Annotated in this window: 17 protein-coding genes and 1 tRNA gene; 4 read left to right on the top strand and 14 right to left on the bottom strand. The window is 65.0% G+C overall.

Annotation, left to right across the window (positions count from 1 at the left end; genetic code table 11):
- Nucleotides 1-78 precede the first annotated feature (78 nt).
- A complete protein-coding gene (locus N5D91_RS13855) occupies nucleotides 79-606 on the top strand; it encodes a GspH/FimT family protein (protein ID WP_180847482.1) in 528 nt (175 codons plus the stop codon).
- A gap of 62 nt (nucleotides 607-668) precedes the next feature.
- Here N5D91_RS13855 and N5D91_RS13850 read toward each other — a convergent pair.
- From N5D91_RS13850 to grxD, 11 genes are all read right to left on the bottom strand, one after another.
- Nucleotides 669-745: transfer RNA gene (locus N5D91_RS13850), tRNA-Asn, on the bottom strand.
- A 56-nt stretch (nucleotides 746-801) separates the two neighbouring features.
- Nucleotides 802-1,245, bottom strand: a complete 444-nt coding sequence (locus tag N5D91_RS13845) for a type IV pilin protein (RefSeq protein WP_263469208.1) — start codon at nucleotides 1,243-1,245, stop codon at nucleotides 802-804.
- Nucleotides 1,242-4,934 (bottom strand): PilC/PilY family type IV pilus protein, encoded by a 3,693-nt coding sequence (locus N5D91_RS13840; protein ID WP_279907418.1) that lies wholly within the window; start codon nucleotides 4,932-4,934, stop codon nucleotides 1,242-1,244. The genes N5D91_RS13845 and N5D91_RS13840 overlap by 4 nt, the downstream gene beginning before the upstream one ends.
- 9 nt (nucleotides 4,935-4,943) lie before the next feature.
- The gene (locus N5D91_RS13835; protein WP_110711783.1) at nucleotides 4,944-5,459 is read right to left on the bottom strand and encodes a PilX N-terminal domain-containing pilus assembly protein; all 516 of its coding nucleotides are present in this window, start codon (nucleotides 5,457-5,459) and stop codon (nucleotides 4,944-4,946) included.
- A 20-nt stretch (nucleotides 5,460-5,479) separates the two neighbouring features.
- Entirely contained in the window at nucleotides 5,480-6,631 is a 1,152-nt protein-coding gene (locus N5D91_RS13830; RefSeq protein WP_153856945.1) for a PilW family protein, read from the bottom strand.
- Complete coding sequence (gene pilV, locus N5D91_RS13825) at nucleotides 6,628-7,104, bottom strand: type IV pilus modification protein PilV (protein ID WP_153856944.1); 477 nt, start codon at nucleotides 7,102-7,104, stop codon at nucleotides 6,628-6,630. The genes N5D91_RS13830 and pilV overlap by 4 nt, the downstream gene beginning before the upstream one ends.
- On the bottom strand, nucleotides 7,101-7,613 hold the full coding sequence (locus N5D91_RS13820; protein ID WP_180854907.1) for a Tfp pilus assembly protein FimT/FimU: 513 nt from the start codon (nucleotides 7,611-7,613) through the stop codon (nucleotides 7,101-7,103). Before N5D91_RS13820 ends, pilV begins: the two co-directional genes overlap by 4 nt.
- A gap of 160 nt (nucleotides 7,614-7,773) precedes the next feature.
- On the bottom strand, nucleotides 7,774-9,162 hold the full coding sequence (ppnN, locus tag N5D91_RS13815) for a nucleotide 5'-monophosphate nucleosidase PpnN (protein WP_005408855.1): 1,389 nt from the start codon (nucleotides 9,160-9,162) through the stop codon (nucleotides 7,774-7,776).
- 252 nt (nucleotides 9,163-9,414) lie between these two features.
- Nucleotides 9,415-12,663 carry a TonB-dependent receptor gene (locus N5D91_RS13810; RefSeq protein WP_164160591.1) on the bottom strand — a complete coding sequence of 1,083 codons (3,249 nt, stop codon included), beginning with the start codon at nucleotides 12,661-12,663 and terminating at the stop codon, nucleotides 9,415-9,417.
- Nucleotides 12,664-12,895: 232 nt separating this feature from the next.
- Nucleotides 12,896-13,672, bottom strand: coding sequence for an SDR family NAD(P)-dependent oxidoreductase (locus N5D91_RS13805; RefSeq protein WP_180854906.1), 777 nt, complete (start codon nucleotides 13,670-13,672; stop codon nucleotides 12,896-12,898).
- Entirely contained in the window at nucleotides 13,669-13,989 is a 321-nt protein-coding gene (gene grxD, locus N5D91_RS13800) for a Grx4 family monothiol glutaredoxin (RefSeq protein ID WP_005408852.1), read from the bottom strand. The genes N5D91_RS13805 and grxD overlap by 4 nt, the downstream gene beginning before the upstream one ends.
- A gap of 121 nt (nucleotides 13,990-14,110) precedes the next feature.
- Here grxD and N5D91_RS13795 point away from each other — a divergent pair, with 121 nt between their 5' ends.
- Nucleotides 14,111-14,689, top strand: coding sequence for a superoxide dismutase (locus N5D91_RS13795; protein ID WP_110714287.1), 579 nt, complete (start codon nucleotides 14,111-14,113; stop codon nucleotides 14,687-14,689).
- A gap of 114 nt (nucleotides 14,690-14,803) precedes the next feature.
- Here the strand turns inward: N5D91_RS13795 and N5D91_RS13790 are convergent, their stop codons facing one another.
- From N5D91_RS13790 to purE, 3 genes are all read right to left on the bottom strand, one after another.
- Nucleotides 14,804-15,145 (bottom strand): carboxymuconolactone decarboxylase family protein, encoded by a 342-nt coding sequence (locus tag N5D91_RS13790; RefSeq protein ID WP_004152082.1) that lies wholly within the window; start codon nucleotides 15,143-15,145, stop codon nucleotides 14,804-14,806.
- A 125-nt stretch (nucleotides 15,146-15,270) separates the two neighbouring features.
- Nucleotides 15,271-16,419: a 5-(carboxyamino)imidazole ribonucleotide synthase gene (locus N5D91_RS13785; protein WP_180854905.1), complete on the bottom strand. Its 1,149-nt coding sequence runs from the start codon at nucleotides 16,417-16,419 to the stop codon at nucleotides 15,271-15,273.
- Entirely contained in the window at nucleotides 16,416-16,919 is a 504-nt protein-coding gene (gene purE, locus N5D91_RS13780; RefSeq protein WP_005412808.1) for a 5-(carboxyamino)imidazole ribonucleotide mutase, read from the bottom strand. The genes N5D91_RS13785 and purE overlap by 4 nt, the downstream gene beginning before the upstream one ends.
- A gap of 58 nt (nucleotides 16,920-16,977) precedes the next feature.
- On the opposite strand from purE, the gene N5D91_RS13775 reads away from it, so the two are divergent.
- Together N5D91_RS13775 and nadC are read left to right on the top strand one after the other, a co-directional pair.
- Nucleotides 16,978-17,247 (top strand): Trm112 family protein, encoded by a 270-nt coding sequence (locus N5D91_RS13775; RefSeq protein ID WP_005408847.1) that lies wholly within the window; start codon nucleotides 16,978-16,980, stop codon nucleotides 17,245-17,247.
- Nucleotides 17,244-18,087 (top strand): carboxylating nicotinate-nucleotide diphosphorylase (nadC, locus tag N5D91_RS13770; protein ID WP_279922693.1); only part of this gene is annotated, 844 nt, incomplete at its 3' end. The genes N5D91_RS13775 and nadC, both read left to right, overlap by 4 nt.

Below are 18,087 nucleotides of genomic sequence, written 5' to 3'. Positions count from 1 at the left end.
CGCCAGGCCATGGACGGCCGATGCACGGATTCCACGCGCAAGCGCAGCGTTGGGGACCATCCCTGGAACCGTGCTGCCATGCCTCCCATCCGCCGCCTGCAGCAATGCGGTCTCAGCCTCATCGAGCTTGTCGCAGCCCTGGCTGCACTGGCGATCCTGTGCTCGCTGGCACTGCCCCCCTTGGCACGGCAACTCGACCATTGGCACGCCGACATGGTCCGCATGCGCCTGGTATCGGTGTTCAACAGCGCCCGCGCCACCGCCCTTACCCACCGCCGCGCAGTAACCGTCTGTCCCAGCCAGGACGGCATCGAGTGCAGCGACGACTGGGTCCGCGGCTGGCTGATTGAAACCGAGCCCGCGGCGTTCCCCGCAGACGTCGCTGTCCGGCGTCAATTCCAGCCAGGCACGCAGGCTTCGGGGGTACGCGCCGGCATCAGCAGCGGACGCCGCCGGCTACGATTCCAGGCCGATGGCCGCAGCGCAGGCAGCACGCTGACCGTCCAGATCTGCGCAGGCTCCCGCCTGCACGGTACGGTGGTGGTGAACAATATCGGCCGAACCCGCTCCACACGACAGAAGGTGCCCGCTCCCTGCCCACTCTGAGTTGGCAGGCCGCTTGACGCAGAAAAGCAGAAGCCGCGATTTCTCGCGGCTTCTGCAGGATCTGGCGCCCGAAGTTGGACTCGAACCAACGACCCCCTGATTAACAGTCAAGTGCTCTAACCGGCTGAGCTATTCGGGCGGGGAGGCGCATTCTAGATGCTCATTCCAGATCATGCAAGCCTTTGCCGGATCTCCCTACCAGCAGGTCTGGCTGGAGGTGTTCGCCGGCGTCTTCACGCCGGCCTGGTTGATGCTCAACGTCCCGCAGCTGTCCTTGGCCTGCCCGCCCTGGGGCACCGCGGTGATGGTGAACGTCGATGCCGTCGGCACAATGCTCACTTCATACCAGATGGACGACCCGCCCTCACGAGGCGAGTTGATCTTGGTCGAGCTCGTCTCACTGAAGGTGAACGAGGCGTAGCTGTTGTTCTGCGTGTGATGCCGCTCGGCGCGCTGTGCGTACTCGACCATTTCCGCCTTGACCGCGGCCCGATGCGACTTGCGAACGTGTTCGGAATAGCTGGGATAGGCGATGGCAGCCAGGACCGCGATGACCGCAACCACGGCCATCAACTCGATCAGCGTGAAGCCCTGCTGGATGGATCGCCTTGCGGGACGCGAAACGAAACGCTTGCTCACTGGATCTGTCTCCACGATTGGCGACCACACGGATAGGGAATGTAGACAGACTGGTCGCCATTCTTCAGGAACGACACGCATGCGGGCTGCGGTGGTGTTGGCGGTCCACCACCCGGCTCGAGTTCTGGTGGCGTATCTCTTGGCAGAGCGCCTGGTTTGACATCGCGTACCGGTCCGCCGCTGGTGCTGGTCGTCACCGTTTTCAGTGCGGCGACACCATCACCGATCGCGGTGCCGTCGGGCGAGCCGATCCGGGCGCGCCCGAAGGCCCCACCGCCGTTCAACGCTTCCAGACCGAACAGCCAGTTGGTTCCCGACGAAGAACAACCAGAACCACCGGGTGTCGGCAGATAGGTCGGCATGAACACTACGCCATCGGACAATGAGGGATTGCCTACAAAGCGCTCACCTGCGGGCAAGTCCACATACCAGCCCAGACTGCCATTGGGCGGCGTACTACGAACAAGCGTGCGCTGGTCACCATTGGTCACCACCTGACCCCCGGTCAGGCTGGCGCTGGTCAACGTCGCCGATACCGCACCGTTGGCCAGATCATTGACCGCATAGAGGCTCTGCACCGACGTATCGGCCTGGTCACCGATGAAGGAGAAGCTGCCACTGCCGAAGAACAGCATGACACCGCCATTCGGGCCGCTACCAGCCGTGATGCCACCGGTGATCGGCTGCCGCAGGGTGCGGTTGTTGTCGGTGTAGGTGCGGGTGGTGAACACAGGCGTGCCTACCGTCGTCGCACTGCTGCGCAGATCGAACTTCCACACGGCCCCCTTCTGGTCGGTGCCGTACACCGTGTCCGTATAGCCATCGCGACGGCGCTGGTCCTGCTTGTCGCCACCCCAGCGGTCGATGGCCACGATACTGCCCAGGCCATTGTTGCCGTCAGGCGCGCCCGACGTCTCAACCGCCTCGATCATGGTCACGTTCGGCGTTCCCGTACCAATATCGACCACGAACAGCACGGCCTTCTGGCTGCGGCTGTTGTAGCCATTGCCGAAGATCGCCTTCCAGGTCGGTACACCGTTGGCACCCAGTACCGGCACGATCACTGGCTTGCCCAGCACGTGCCCGATGTTGTTGCGCACGTTGGCCGGCAGGCTGTTGTCCAGGTCGCTGATTTCCCACAGCCTGCTGGCCGTGCTGAAGGTGTTGCCCGCAGTAACGTCCAACGCGAAAACACTGCGTCCGCCTGCACCCGAGGCGCCTACCAGCGTGGTGTGCCAGTTGCCGCCGTAGAAGGTGTCGCCTACGCTGATCTGGCCATCAACATAATAGCGGTGATCGAACTTCTGGTCGTTGAGATCGGCAGCGTTGTAGGGGAACAACAGGTTGCCCATGTGCCCCAGCGCGGTTGCCGGGATGTAACCGAAGCTCTCGGCGCCGCCATTGCCGGTAACCACACCCTTCGCGTTCATGCCGCCATCGAAGCCATGCAGCATGCCGTCATTGGCCCCGACATAGACCATGTAGCGTGCGCGCTCGGCCTTGCTGGTCAGGTAGGCGCCGTAGGTGGTGCCCAGGTTTCCCGGCAGGCGCCGATAGCCGTAGTCGTCCGAGGGCGCGCTGACAACAGGGCTGGATGTGACGATATCGCCCAGGCGGGTGGTTCGATCACGCAGCTTGCCACCACTGCGCTTCTCTCCGGCAGTGTCTCCCAGCAGATACTTCACGGCAGAGTCCGCCGTTGCACCCAGTTTCTCCAGTTCGGCCTGGTTGCAGCGCGACATGCCCGGATAGAGCTCGGTCGACTTGGTGCAGAGGTCGGCCAGCGAAACGTTGGTACCGTTGAAACGACTGGTGGCGCCGCTCTTGGTGAAATAGACGTTGCGCATTTCGGCGGTCGGAAGCTGCGCACTGGCCTCCCAGATCGGCGTATAGACCACTGCGCGGGTCTTGGGGTCCACCGAAATCTTGCTGGCCGTCAGGCGGCTGAACCAGTCCGTACCTTCGTTGGCGATCTCATAGGTCGGTTCGACCGACACCGAGCCCGCACCGATGCGTGCACCACTGGCGCCCTTACCGCCGGAAGGAGACGCGCCACTGGTCACTGCCGACAGCACACGGCGCATTGCCGTGGTGATCTCAGCCGGCGTACGGGCATTGATGTACTCGCCCCGGGTATTGACGGCGGCATGCCAGATGTCGTCGACCGTACTTCGGTCATTGTCTGCCGAGGCGGGCCACCTGGAGTAGATCGTGGAGTCGGTGAACGGATCCTGGTCCAGGTCCGGGTTGAACAGCGTGCCCCGGGCACCCAGCGTGACACCATAGAAGTTCAGGTGCAGGTTGGTCTGGCAGTCCAGCCGCTTGTCGGGATTGCCAGTCTTGCAGGCCTGCACCACAGGCACCTGGCCCGCCGGCAGATCGGGACGCAGCGGGGGCTTGCCGCCTTGATTGATGTAGTACTGGCTGACGATGTCCGCCATGGTGTTGAAGTTGGAATCACTGAACGGAATGCCCATTCCGCCATCGGCATTCTGGGCGGTGGTCGGTCCTCCCCCGTTGCTGAAGCCGTCGGTGAACAGCATCACCGCATTCTTCTGGCAGGCCAGCTTCACCGGCGCGTCCTTGTCGGTGCGGGTGAACTGCAGCGCAGCGGCGTCAACGGCCCAGCGGTTGGGGGTACCACCATTGGCCGTGAGCCCAATCATGTCCGAATACAGGGCAAGCTTGGCATCGGGCTGCGCCAGGTCACGCATTGCCAGCGGCTTCCTGACACTGTTGTAATTGGTGTAATCACCGATGCGGAAATAGCCTACCCGCAGGTTGTTGACGCCTGCCAGCGACCGGGTCATGCCGGCGATCATCGCGCGGTTGCGGTTGCCGTAGAAGGAGTACCAGTTGGCAAAATTCTGCAGCGCGTCCTTGTTGCTGTCGGTGATCGTGTACTTCCACATCGCACAGCCACTGCCACAGGCGTTGTCGATCTTGACCCGGCTCACTCCGGAATACACACCGGCCTTGTCTTCGCGCTGCGGGTAGGGATCCTTGTCGTTCGTCCACGGCAGGAAGAAGGTCGCCGGCCAGTACTGGACGTAGATGTTCGAGGACCCTCTCCAGGTTATGTCCTGTTCGGCGGTCCGGTCCCGGCCATCGTTGTAGGTGGTCCCCTTCGGAATCACCATGCCGGTCAGGATCCGCGACGTACCGCTGAAATAGTTGGCAGCCAACGCCACCCTTGTCGAACCTCGCGGATCAATCAGGGTCGACGTCGGATTGGCTTCATCGTAGGGCTTGCCCGTGCCATCGATCCAGGGCTCATACTTCACCTCCGGATTGAAGTAGGTCGGGTTGTAGGTAGGCGAGCGGGCAAATCCCAGTGAATCCAGCTGCGGGATCGCATAGTAGCCACTGCTGATGACTGGGCCGGGCAGCACGTAGTAGTAGCTGCAGGTGCCGACGCCCACATTCAGATTGCCATTGCGATCGAAGAAGCTGCCGCCGCTCGCGCAGCCGGCACCATCCTGCCCGGGGAACTGGGTCTGGAAGGTCATCGACCCCGAGTCGTCCACCGCCATGATGAACGCGGGTGGCGTCTGCACCTGGTTGTTCAACGGCGCCTGTGCCAGCAACCCCTGGGCCTGGGCTGCGGTCAGGTTGTAGGCAACCACGCCCAGGCCGGCCAACCCTACGGCCGACGCCGCTGCAATCCACTTGAATCTACGCGTAGCCATGCCGCGCCCTCAAAGCTTGAAAATGGTATCGATCACCGACGATGACGTTGCATTGGCAGGGTCATCGGCCGCGAACGCGGTTATCTGGTAGGTATACGTCGCGCTGTCATCGGCCTGCCCCTCATCCAGGGCGTTGCCACCCGGGCCACCGCACTTGTCGATGCGGCGAACGCTCACTTTCGGCACGGCGGTGATCACCTGCGAACGCCCCCACTGCACGGGGTCGAAACGGTCCTCGCAGTCGTAGCTGATATCGCCCGACGCCAGCACGCTGCCCGTCGGCACATCGGTGCGGTTGGCGATCGCCTCCGCCGCGCGCTCTGCATTGCGCACCACGCCTTCCGCGTTCTGGAAGGAGCGATTCACCGCGCGATAGTTGGAGGCCATCTTCTCCTGCATGCCAGCAACCTGCATGCCCGCGATGCCGATCAGTGCCAGCAGCAGCAGCATGATCAGCGCCACGTACAACACCGCTCCCTCCTGCCGCCGGGGCAGCATGGGCGCGCGGTTGGCCCGGTGACGCATGGTTGGTGATCGGCTCATGATCAATTCCCGTAGAGTCGGTTACGCAGCGCGATGCTGACTTCGTAGGCGGTCCGGTAGCGCCCGTCGGTCACGCCATCCTGGCTGTAGGTAACCCCCAGCACACCCAGCTTGGCTGCCGCATCGGTCGGTTTGCCTGCGCTTGCCGGTGAGGCGCTGCGCGCGATGAGGCCCACGCGCACCTGACCGACCCGCAGCCACTGACCGGCGCCGGTCGCGTCCGTCTGGGTGGTGACCGTCGAAGCAGTCTGCAGGCGCGTGATGTTGCCCACCGGCGATGAGCCCGGCGCGATGCTGGCAGTGGTATCCAGGCCGAACAGCAACTGCATGTTCTCGATGCCTTCAACCAGTTCTTCATTGATGGTGTAGGCGCCACTGGCATCTGCCCGGGCGCGGCGAAGCCCCGGACCACTCACCCCCTGGCCCACGTAATACACCAGTGATTCGGCGCGATAGACCATCGTCGGCGCAGGCTGCGGTGCGTGCCGCGACAGGCTGACCCCCGTGGCCGTGATGGTTCCGGCGGCGGTTGTCCCCTTGAAGATGTCCACCGCATCACAACTGGAAACACCAAACAGGGTCGGAGCGGAGACACCGCCTTCGGTCAGTCGCTGCCAGCGTGCGGCGTCGACGGTCAGAACCGAACCATTCACCGCCAGTACCGGCACACCCTCGGGAGCAAGGAACCGCAGCACCAGGATGTCGCTGCCCGGCATCGGCGCCGGCGAAAGCTTGGCGATTGCGGTCGGCAGGTTGGCAGGGAGCGAACCCTTGCCTACCTCCAGCTGGGTGCCCGGCCCGGTATCAGGTGCTTCATAGCCCTGCACCGCCACGCTGAAATCCAACGGATTGCCGCTTCCGGACACCGCACCGAGGTTGTAATGCGGCTCTCCCTGCCCCTTCGTCACGTGTGCCTGGTCATTGACGCAGCCCAGATGGCCGGCCATGCGGATGTCACGCTCAAGGAAGTCCAGCGCGAACCGACCGTTTTCCTGTGCACGCGCAACACCTTCGGACAACCGCGATGCTGACTGGGAAGCGATGAAGATCTGGATGACCCCCAGCATCAGCACCAGGCCGATGACCATGGCGATCATCAACTCGATCAGCGACAGACCCGCCTGCCGGGCGGACGTGGAAAGCGATGCATTCATAGCTGGGTCTGCAGGGCGAAGGTGGTCGGCGTATCCGGGCTTTTCGGGTTCCAGCGTTCATCGGCCCAGCTGATGGCCACGGTCGCCACACCGTTGTTGACGGTCACGGTGGCTGCGGCGTTGTCACCGAGCGCCTTGACCACCCGGCACTGCCAGTCAGTGATGTTCTGCGCGATGCTGACGGCCGCGGTGGTGGGAGCACAGACCCCGGCGGCGGTCCGGCTCCCCGAGGTGAAACTCGCATTGGCGTACCACGCCGACTGGTAGCGGTTGCTGCGCATCTGCTCGGTCAGGTCATAGGCCAGATTGGTCGCCTGGGTGCGGTAATTGGCACTCTGCACGTAGCGCACGTTCATGGTCTGCAGCAGCGCGAAGCCGAGCAGGCCAAACGCCAGGACCACGATCGCAATGAGTACCTCCAGCAGGCTGAAGCCCCCCTGCTGGCGCGCGGCATGGAATGACGGATGCTTCATGGGCAGGGCCCCTTCGTACTGTTGACCTGGCCCGAGGCATTGATGGTGATCGTGCTCATCATCGGATCCTTGCCACACTTGTCGGGGCGCAGGGTAATGACCTGATCGCCTGCCGCGCGGCGACGGCCGCGCGCATCGAAGGCCACCAGCGTCTGCGGGCCGGCCACGACCAGGCCTGGGTTGATCTGGTTGAAACGCAGCACGATTTCGCCATTGTCGAAATCGCCGTTGCCGGAGGTATCGCTGAAGGCCATCATGCCCTTGTCCCACTTTCCGTCACAGCGCGTGCCATCGCTGCTGCCGCACACGCCGCCGCCACGGTTGTTGCGTATGGCATCGCTGCGCGCAAGGTTGAGCAGGCCGATCAGTTCATTGTGGGCAGAGACGACCCGATTGGAGCGGATCGTGCTCTGGAAGCTGGGAAACGCAATGGTGGCCAGCACTGCCAGCACGATCAGCGCCACCATCAGTTCAACCAGTGTGAAGCCGTTTGGCCGGCGCAAAGACATTGGACGCTCCCCAGCGTGTTGAGGGCCACGATGGGCCATCGCCCTGCCACCGGCAAGCGGCGGCAGGATGAACGGTCAATCCGGGGCGACGGGCGTCAAAGCCTTGACGACCCGCCCTCCCTGCCCACCCCGGCGCGATCCCCATCGCGCCGGCACAGGCTCAGGCCAGCACCTGGTAGCAGGGCTGGTACTCGCCGGAGATCTTCATCCGGCGCTGCTCGACGAAGGCGCGCAGCAATGCGTCCAGGGCCTGCATCATGTCCGGGTCGCCATGGATCTGGAACGGCCCGAACTGCTCGATGCGGCGCATGCCGTCCTCCTTCACGTTGCCGGCGACGATGCCCGAGAACGCCCGGCGCAGGTCAGCCGCCAGCGCGTGCGGCGCGCGCCCGTGGTGCAGGTCCAGCGCGGCCATTGCCTCGTGGGTCGGCACGAACGGCTGCTGGTACTCCCACGGAATCTCGATCGACCAGTTGAAGAAGAACGAGTCCTTCTGTGCCAGGCGATGCTCGCGCACGCGCTTGATACCGTTGGCCATCTTCTTGGCCACCGCCACCGGGTCGCCGATGATGATCTCGTAGCGCTCGGCTGCAGCATCACCCAGGGTCAGGCGGATGAAGCGATCGATCTGCTCGAAGTACGGCGCCGCCACGGTCGGGCCGGTCAGGATCAGCGGGAACGGCAGGTCCTTGTTTTCCTCGCGCAGCAGGATGCCGAGCAGGTACAGGATTTCCTCGGCGGTGCCGACGCCACCGGCGAACACGATGATGCCGTGGCCGATGCGGACGAAGGCCTCAAGGCGCTTCTCGATGTCCGGCATGATCACCAGGTGGTTGACGATCGGGTTCGGTGACTCGGCGGCGATGATGCCCGGCTCGGTCAGGCCGATGTAGCGCGTCACGGTGCGGCGCTGCTTGGCATGGGCGATGGTGGCCCCCTTCATCGGGCCCTTCATCGCACCCGGGCCACAGCCCGTGCAGATGTCGAGGCCGCGCAGGCCCAGCTCGTAGCCGACCTGCTTGGTATACAGGTACTCATCGCGCGAGATCGAGTGGCCGCCCCAGCACACCACCAGGTTCGGGTCGCCCGGGTTGAGGATGCGCGCGTTGCGCAGCAGGCCGAACACCGCATTGGTGATGCCCTCGGAGGACTCCAGCTCAGCGGCGTAGGCCGGGCCCATCTCGATGGCCATGTACGCCAGGTCGCGCACGACGGCGAACAGCAGTTCGGCGACGCCGCGGATGATCTCGCCGTCGACGAAGGCCATCGCCGGTGCGTTGACCAGATCGATACGCACGCCGCGATCCTGCTGCGCCACCTGGATGTCGAAATCGGGATACAGATCGCGCGCCGCGCGCGGATCGTCAGAGGCGCTGCCACTGGTCAGCACCGCCAACGCACAGCGGCGCAGCAGCTCGTGCATGCCGCCGGCAGACGCGTCGCGCAGGCGGGCCACTTCGGCCCGCGACAGCACATCCAGCCCACCGCGCGGGTAGATCCGCGCGTCCTGCACCGGCAGTGCACGGGCTGATTTTTCGTTCGTGGTCATGTCCAATTTTTCGCTTCCTTCAAGGTTTCCGACTGTACTGCCGCCCCCTTAAAAAGCAAAACGGCCGGGAAGCCCGACCGTTGGATGTGTGCTTCCCGCGTTCGCCTTTCCGGGACCGCATCGGCGGCGTTGGCACCGCGCACATTTCCGGATGCTACGCCGATGCCAGATGACCTGCAAGGACTTTCGCATGAACGGAAAACGGCCGGGTTTCCCCGGCCGTTTTCACTTACTGCTTCAGGCTCTGATGGATCAGAACTTGTACTTCACGGTCAGCTGCATCGACCAGCGCGACACGGCGGTGTTGCCCTTGTCGTTGTTGTTTTCCTGGACCGAGGAATCATCCGCACCGGTGAACGAGTACACGTACTTGCCGGTGGCCGGATCGATACCTGCGAAGTTGCCCACGCGACGGGTGGCGTAGAAGCCGTAGTCGTCGATCAGGCCCCACTTCTTGTTGAGCAGGTTGCCGACGTTCATGATGTCCAGCGCGATTTCACCCTTGTGGGTCTTCGCGAAGCCCGGGAACTCCTGGCTGATGCGGACATCGAAGCTGTTGACCCACTTGGCGCGGTGCTGGTTGGCCGGCACGGTGCTGCCACGGTAAGCATCGAGTTCCGGATTCTGCGCCAGCCAGTCGAAGAACTTCTTCTCCATGTCTGCGCCGCCAACAAACAGCACGTCGCCCGGGCCCTTCGGCACGTAGAACAGGTCGTTGCCGATCGCGCTGTCGCCGTTGGCATCGTTGTAGAACACGTAGCTGTACGGACGGCCCGAACGGCCTTCATAGAACAGGCCGACGCGGGTGGCGTTGTCACCGAAGAAGTTGTGCTTCCACTCCAGGGTACCGGTGATACGGTCCTTGATCGCATAGCGCGAGTTGTACGCGATGTTCTCGTTGGCGTTCAGGATCTGGGTGTTGTTCCAGTTCGAGGTGTTCTGCGAGCTGGTCAGCGGGCTCACTTCCTTCGACTGGGTGTAGGTGTAACCCAGCGACCAGCCCCAGTTCTCGGTCAGCGGCTTCGCCAGCGAGAAGGTCGCCTGGCTGCCGCGGCCCTTGTTGGTGTTGCGCAGGAGCAGCACGTCGCCGATGTTGTTCGGGCGGTAGTTGCGGTTCAGCACGCCATTGGTGCCGTTCTCCATGCCCAGGTTGTCACCGGTGCGGCTGTCGATCTTGCTGTTGGCCTGGTTCAGGCCCTTGTCGTTCCAGTAGATCTCACGACCGTCCTGTGCGGACACGTAGGTCGGGCCATTGCCCTTGCCATTGGTCAGGTCCAGACGCTCGAAGTACAGGCCATCCTTGACCTTGGTGAACAGCAGTTCGGCCGACGCCACGATGCCGTACCACGGCAGCTCGTGATCGAAGGCCAGGTTGGCCTTCCACACCGACGGCAGGCGGGTGCCCGGGTTGATGATGTCGACGTTCTGGCGCGCGATGATCTTCGACGGATCCGGGATAAACGGATTGTCGGCATCAGCACTGAAGCCACCCGGGTTGCCACTGACGTTGTACTCGACGTAGTTCAGGCCAGTGTTCTGATAGGCACCTGCCAGCCACACGTTCGGTGCAGCACCGCCGAACAGGCCCACGCCACCGCGCAGCTGGGTCGGGCGGTCGCTGTCGAAGGTGTAGTTGAAGCCAACGCGCGGCTGGATCAGGCTCTTGTCCACCAGCTTGGTGTTGTTGTAGCCATACAGTGACTGGATGTCGGCGTTGTACTTGGTCTGACTGGTGAAGTCCGGGATGTCCACGCGGACGCCGAACATCAGGCTCAGGTTGTAGTTGATCGCCCAGGTATCCTGGATGAACAGGCCAGTATTCTTCAGATGGAACTTGGCCGGAATGTCATCCAGGCTGCCGCCCGCGCGCGGAACGCGCAGCTGGTAGCCGTTCGCGGTCCCCTTCAGGAACGAGGCCAGGTCACGGAAGTCATACGCGCCGTACAGGTTACGGCCGTAGAAGTTCATCAGGTCGTTGTCGGTGTAATCGAAACCGAACTTGACGGTGTGGTCACCGACGTACCAGGTACCGGCACCGAAGGCGCTCAGTTCCTTCGACTCGACCAGATTGGTGTGGGTGTTCTGCTCGGTACCCAGGTACAGCGAATTGTTGCCGAAGCGGACCCGCATCTGCGGCAGGTGCGAGGCGGCGACGCGGTTGGACGAGTAGTCCTTGTGCGAGACCTTGAACTCGGTCGAGAAGTTCTCGGACCAATCGCTGAACAGCTCACCCATCCAGGTTTCGTACTGGGTCGGCTGGGTGTACCAGAAGTCACTCAGCGAGAGTGCGCTGCTGCTGACCTGCGGGAAGCGGACGACGTCCTGCTTCATCTTGTTGTAGCGCAGGGCCGCACGGTGGTTCTCGTTGATGTTCCAGTCCAACTTGACCGCGTACTCTTCGATCTCGGTCTTGTTGTTCAGGTCACTGACGCCGCCCACCGGGTGGCCCAGTTCCGCCATGCGCTTCTGCACAGCCGAGATGTCAGCGTCGCTGATGCCGCCCTTCGCCGGATCCTTGTTATAAGGGCTGTCGCTCAGGCTGACGCCGCCACCACTACGCTCGTACTTTTCATAGTTGGTGAAGAAGAACAGCTTGTCCTTGACGATCGGGCCGCCGAAGGTCATGCCGTAGGTCTTCTCGTCCTTGAAGCCGTTGAAGTCCGACTTGTCACCTTCCAGGCGCGAGCGGACCATGTCCTTGTCGCGGTACGAACCGTACACGGTGCCGTGGAACTCATTGGTACCCGACTTGGTCACGGCGTTGATCACCGCGCCGGTACCACCCGAGATGGTGGTGTCGTAGTTGGCCAGGTCGATGTTGATTTCCTGGATGGCGTCCATCGACACCGGCTGACGCTCGGTCGGCAGGTTGTTGGAGCCCAGGCCAAACGGATCGGAGGCGCTGATGCCGTCGATGCGGATGGCGTTGTAACGGGTGTTCTGGCCACCGGCCGAGATCGCGCCGTCAGCCTTGCTGACCTGCGAGATGCGCGGGTCCAGGCGGATGTAGTCCTGGATGTTGCGGTTGGCCGACGGCAACGCATCCATCGTTTCACGGGTCACGTTGCTGCCGGTACCCATCTTGGTGGCGCTGAACAGGTCCAGGCCACCCGCGGTGGCAACGACGTTCACCGCGTCCAGATTGGTCGCAGCCAGATCACCGCCCAGGCTGGCGTTGACGGTGTTGACCTGATTCAGGTTCAGGAAGACACCCTCTTCGGTCTTGGTGCCTTCACCGGACTTGGTGATGGTGATGGTGTACGGACCACCCACGCGCAGGCCGCGCGCGTTGTATCGACCCGACGCATCGGTGGTGGCACGCGAAACAGTGCCCGACTCGGTGTGGGTGATGGTGACTTCAGCGCCGGCGACCGGCTGGCCTGCGGCGGACATCACCTGGCCGCCGACACCGGCAGAGGTGCTCTGGGCGAAGGCGGGAGCGGCGGCGAGTGCGGCCACGAGACCAAGGGTAAGCTTGGACATCCGGAGTGGGTGGGTCATTTTTCGGTAGCCTCGATGCGAGTTGGCGATGGCGGAAAAAAAGCGCATCCAAACAGCCCTGCGGGTGGCTGGTCGGAGAGTTATCTGGGGTTCCCTACCGCTTGGCTGAAGGCAGCCATAACGGTTAACACTAGATTAACACGCTACGCCATCAATGTGACGGTTGTGCGACAAACGGCACCGGATCGCAACGCAATCGTGACGGGTTCTTCACTCCGCCTTTCCCCCGGCCTCATTCCGACAGAGGCGCCTCACTGGCGTCGAGAATCTGGCCTCGCCAGGCATGCCCGGCGCTGGACAGCAGGGTCACGGCCGCAGCGGCGGCGGCCTCCGGGCCTTGGGCGGCCGGGTCCTGGTCGACGGAATAGGCACGGGCGCGCAGCGCCGTGCGCAGCGGGCCGGGGTACAGGCCACTGACCCGTACCGGGCTGCGGCCAAGTTCGTCGTGCAGGCTGGTGATCAGGCCGCGCAGTCCATGCTGGGCCACGCCATACCCCCCCCAATAGGCCTGTCCGACCCGCTCGGGCGCATCCACTGCAAACACCATCGCCGCATCCTCGCGCTGCCGCAGCAGCGGCAGGCAGGCCTGGGCCAGCCAGGCCGGCGCGGTCAGGGTGACGTGCACCGCGCGGGCGAAACTGGCCGGATCGGCCAGTTCAAACGGAGTCAGGCCCGGGAAATGGGCGGCACAGACCAGCAGGCCGTCCAGCCGCCCGAGCTCGCGCTGCAGGGCCTGGGCCAGTTCGGCGTAGTCATCCGGGCCAGCGCCTTCCAGATCCAGCGGATACAGCAGCGGTTCCGGGCCGACAGCCTGCACCTGGGCGTAGACACGGTCCAGGCGGCGCGGCTTGCGGCCCAGCAGGACCACGGTGGCACCGGCCGCTGCGGCCGCAACGGCCGCCGCACTACCCAAGCCACCGCCGGCGCCTGCAACCAGCACCACGCGATCCTGCAACGGGCGGCCATCGAGCGCCCCGTCGGTCGGTGACGTCGATGGCCAGGCACTCATCCCTGTGTCGCCTCTTCGACGATGCGCTTGAGCTCGCCGGCTTCGAACAGCTCCAGGACGATGTCGCAGCCGCCGATCAACTCACCGTTGATGAACAGCTGCGGGAACGTCGGCAGGTTGGAGAATCGCGGCAGGTTGGCGCGGATCTCGGGTTCTTCCAGCACGTTGACGGTGCGCAGGGTGACAGCGCCGGCCGCCATCAACGCCTGTACGGCGCGGCTTGAGAAGCCGCACATCGGGTATTGCGGGGTGCCCTTCATGAACAGCACGAGCGGGTAACGATCGACCTCGGCCTGGATTTGCTGCATTACCGCCACAACCTCACTCCTTGCTTCGCCGGACAAACCGACCGCGGTGGTCGGCTAGACTGCCCACGGTAGCCGCCATTGTAAGCCGATGGAACCGGCTGCCGCCGCCCCTCTGGCCACGAACCTGTCCATGCCTGTCGAATTGCCTGCCCTTCCCTACCTTCCCGGCTCCCTGCAGCCGCATCTGTCCGCACAGACCCTGGAGCTGCACCACGGCCGCCATCACCGCGCCTACGTGGATGCGGTCAATGCCGGCATCCTCGGCACCGAGTGGGAAGAAGCGTCACTGGAAGAGATCGTCCGTCACGCCCAGGGCAAGCTGTTCGATGCTGCCGCCCAGGCCTGGAATCACGGCTTCTACTGGCAGTGCCTGCGTCCGCGCGGCGGCGGTGAGCCGCAGGGGCGGCTGGGCGAGCTGGTCAAGCGCCAGTTCGGCGACGTGCAGCGCCTGCGCGAGGAGTTCAACCGCACCGCACTGGGCCTGTTCGGCTCGGGCTGGGTGTGGCTGGTGCAGCATCCGGGCGGGCAGCTGGGCCTGCAGGCCACCCGCAATGCAGGCACCCCGCTGACCGGCGAGAGCACGCCACTGCTGTGCTGCGACGTCTGGGAGCACGCCTACTACACGGACTACCAGAATGATCGCGCGCGCTACCTGGACGCGTTCTGGCAGATGGTCAACTGGGAATTCGCCGAAAGCCAGCTGCGCTGAGGCAGCGGCTCCGCCACGGGGTAGTGCCGGCCGCTGGCCGGCATCCCCATACGCGCACGACCATACCCGGTCCGCCCGCCAGCGGCCGGCACTACCGGGAAACAGTACGGAGCTTCACGCGCTCTCGTGCGCGGCCACCGCGTCCATCACCCGTGCCGAGTACACCAGCGCGGCGCCTGCATTGAGCGACACTGCCACGCCCAGCGCCTCGGCGATTTCCTCGCGGCTGGCGCCGTGCTTCAGCGCTGCATCCACATGCACGGTGATGCAGCCGTCGCAGCGGGTGGTCACTGCCACGGCCAGCGCGATCAGCTCGCGGGTCTTGGCATCCAGGTGGTTGGTCTGCGCGCCGGCATTGGCCAGTGTGGCATAGCCCTTGACCGTATCCGGCGAGAGCTTGCCGATCTCGCCGATGCGGCCCTTCAGTTCCTTGCGGTAGGCATTCCAGTCGAGCATGGGGGTGACTCCTGTGAAAGGAGCTCCACGCTACCACCGGGAGTGTTGCGCCGATGCCTGCACCGGTGCGCCACACCGTTGCAGCCATACAGGGGTGTGCCGGCAGCACGCCGGCACACCCGCGTTCAGCGGTTTCGCAGCGCGTGCACCGCCGGTGCCACCTGGGCCTGTCGGTCCAGTTCCAGGCCCACCTGGCCCAGCGCGTCGGCCAGTGCTGCGGCATCGTCATCGCGCAATGTGGCATGCCCCACCTTGCGACCTTCGCGCGGCTCCTTGCCATAGTCATGCCAATGCCCGCTGGCCTGGGCCAGCACCGGCGCCGGGTCGGGCATCGCGCCCAGCCAGTTCAGCATGCAGGCATGGCCGAGCATGCGGGTGCTGCCCAGCGGCAGGCCCAGCACGGCACGCAGGTGGTTCTCGAACTGCGAGGTCTCGCTGCCTTCGATGGTCCAGTGGCCGGAGTTGTGCACGCGCGGCGCCATCTCATTGGCCAGCAGCTCGCCATCGCGGCAGAACAGCTCCAGCGCGAACACACCGACGTACTGCAGGTGCTCGGCGACGCGACGGGCATAGCCGATCGCGGCCTGCTGCTCGGCGTCGGACAGCACGGCCGGGGCCACGCTGGCCGACAGCACGCCATCGACATGCCAGTTGCCGGTGACCGGCCAGGCCTCGAAGCTGCCATCGCGGCCGCGCACGGCGACCACGCTGACCTCGCGCTGGAAGGCCACGAAGCCTTCCAGGATCAGACCGGTACGCTCGACCTGCGCACCCAGCGCATCCCACGCAGCATCGATGTCGCCTTCGCTGCGCAGGCGGAACTGACCCTTGCCGTCGTAGCCGAGGCGGCGGGTCTTGAGGATGCACGGCAGGCCGAATTCGGCGGCCTTCGCGGCCAGCTCCTCACGGCTGCGGATGTCGGCAAAGGCCGGCAGCGGAATGCCCAGCTGCTGGAACAGGGTCTTCTCGCTCAGCCGGTCCTGGGCCACGGCCAGTGCGGCCGGCGGCGGATAGACCGGCACGCGGTCGGCCAGGAACTGCGCGCTGTCGGCCGGCACGTTCTCGAAATCGAAGGTGACCACGTCGACCTTGGCGGCAAAGTCCGCCAGCGCCTGGCGGTCATCGAAGGCACCGACGGTGAGCGGCGCCAGCGGGCCGCTGCAGGCGTCGGCCGCCGGGTCGTACAGTTCGAAGCGCAGTCCCAGCGGTGCACCGGCCAGTACCATCATGCGGGCGAGCTGGCCGCCGCCCAGGATGCCGACGGTCAGGCTCATTGGCGCGGATCGTCGTGGGCCATCACGTCTTCGGTCTGGCGTGCGCGGAACGCGTCGAGCGCCTGGCCGATCGCCGGCTGGTCACTGGCCAGCATTGCGGCGGCGAACAGCGCGGCGTTGGAGGCGCCGGCATTGCCGATGGCGAAGGTGGCGACCGGGATGCCGGCTGGCATCTGCACGATCGACAGCAGCGAATCCATGCCGTTGAGGGCCTTGGACTGCACCGGCACGCCCAGCACCGGCACGGCGGTCTTGGCGGCGATCATGCCCGGCAGGTGCGCGGCCCCGCCGGCACCGGCGATGATCGCGCGCAGGCCACGCGGGCCCGCCTGCTCGGCGTAACTGAACAACACATCCGGCGTCCGATGCGCGGACACTACCTTCACTTCGAACGGAACACCCAGAGCTTCAAGCTTCTGGGCGGCGTGCTGCATGGTTTCCCAGTCGGAACGGGAACCCATGACGATGCCGACAAGCGGCGCGATCGGGTTGGGGGTCATTGGCCGTCACCTGCCTTAAAGACGTATTCTAGCCATCTTCCACGCAAGACGAAGAACCATGGATCGCAAGCTGCTCGACCTGCTGGTGTCGCCGGACACCCGCCAGCCCCTGTCCCTGCTGGATGGCAAGGGCCTGGAAGCCCTCAACAAGGCCATTTCCGCCGGCGCGGTGAACAAGGCCGATGGCAACCCGCTGGCGCAGCCGCTGCGCGAAGCGCTGGTCACCCGCGACCGCAAGCAGGTGTTCCGCGTCGACGATGGCATCCCGGTGCTGCTGGCCGAGGAAGCCATCCCCACCGCCCAGATCGCCGACTTCCCGGCCGCATGAGCACGCTGCCGACGCCGGATGCGGCCGTTGTCGCCGCCGATGTCGCGCGTGCGCTGGCCGAGGACCTGGGCAGCGGTGACGTCACCGCCGCCCTGCTGCCCGACCAGGCCGACAGCGCCTACCTGCTGTGCAAGCAGGACGGGGTGATCGCCGGCCGCCCCTGGTTCGACGCCACCCATCGCGCGCTCGACCCGGACGTACGCATCGAATGGCAGGTATCCGAAGGCGACGCGGTCACCGCAGGCACCGTGCTGGCCCTGCTGCACGGCCGCAGCCGCAGCCTGGTCAGCGCCGAACGCACCTCGCTGAACTTCCTGCAGACGCTGTCCGGCACCGCCACCACCACCGCGCGCTACGTGGCGGCCGTGGCCGGCACCGGCACGCGCATCCTCGACACCCGCAAGACCCTGCCCGGCCTGCGCCTGGCGCAGAAGTACGCGGTGCGCTGCGGCGGTGGCGAGAACCATCGCTTCGGCCTGTACGACACGGTGATGCTGAAGGAAAACCACATCCGCGCTGCCGGTTCACTGGCCGCAGCCGTGGCTGCCGCACGCCGGCAATGGCCTGGGTTGCCGCTGGTGGTCGAGGTCGAGGATCTGGCGCAGCTGCGCCAGGCGCTGGAGGCGGGTTGCGAACGCATCCTGCTGGATGACTTCAGCCCCGACCTGCGCCGCGAGGCGGTGCGCATCACGGCGGGTCGCATTCCGCTGGAAGTGTCCGGCAGCGTGGGCCTGGGCGGCCTGCGTTCGATCGCCGAGGACGGCGTGGACTGCATCTCCATCGGCGGCCTGACCAAGCATGTGCAGGCCATCGATCTGTCGCTGAAGCTGGGCCCGCCGC

This window comes from Stenotrophomonas sp. GD03794 (assembly GCF_029842145.1).
Classification (GTDB): Bacteria; Pseudomonadota; Gammaproteobacteria; order Xanthomonadales; family Xanthomonadaceae; genus Stenotrophomonas; species Stenotrophomonas riyadhensis.
Note: the sequence above shows the minus strand (reverse complement) of the source record. Positions and strands in the feature narration are given on the sequence as shown.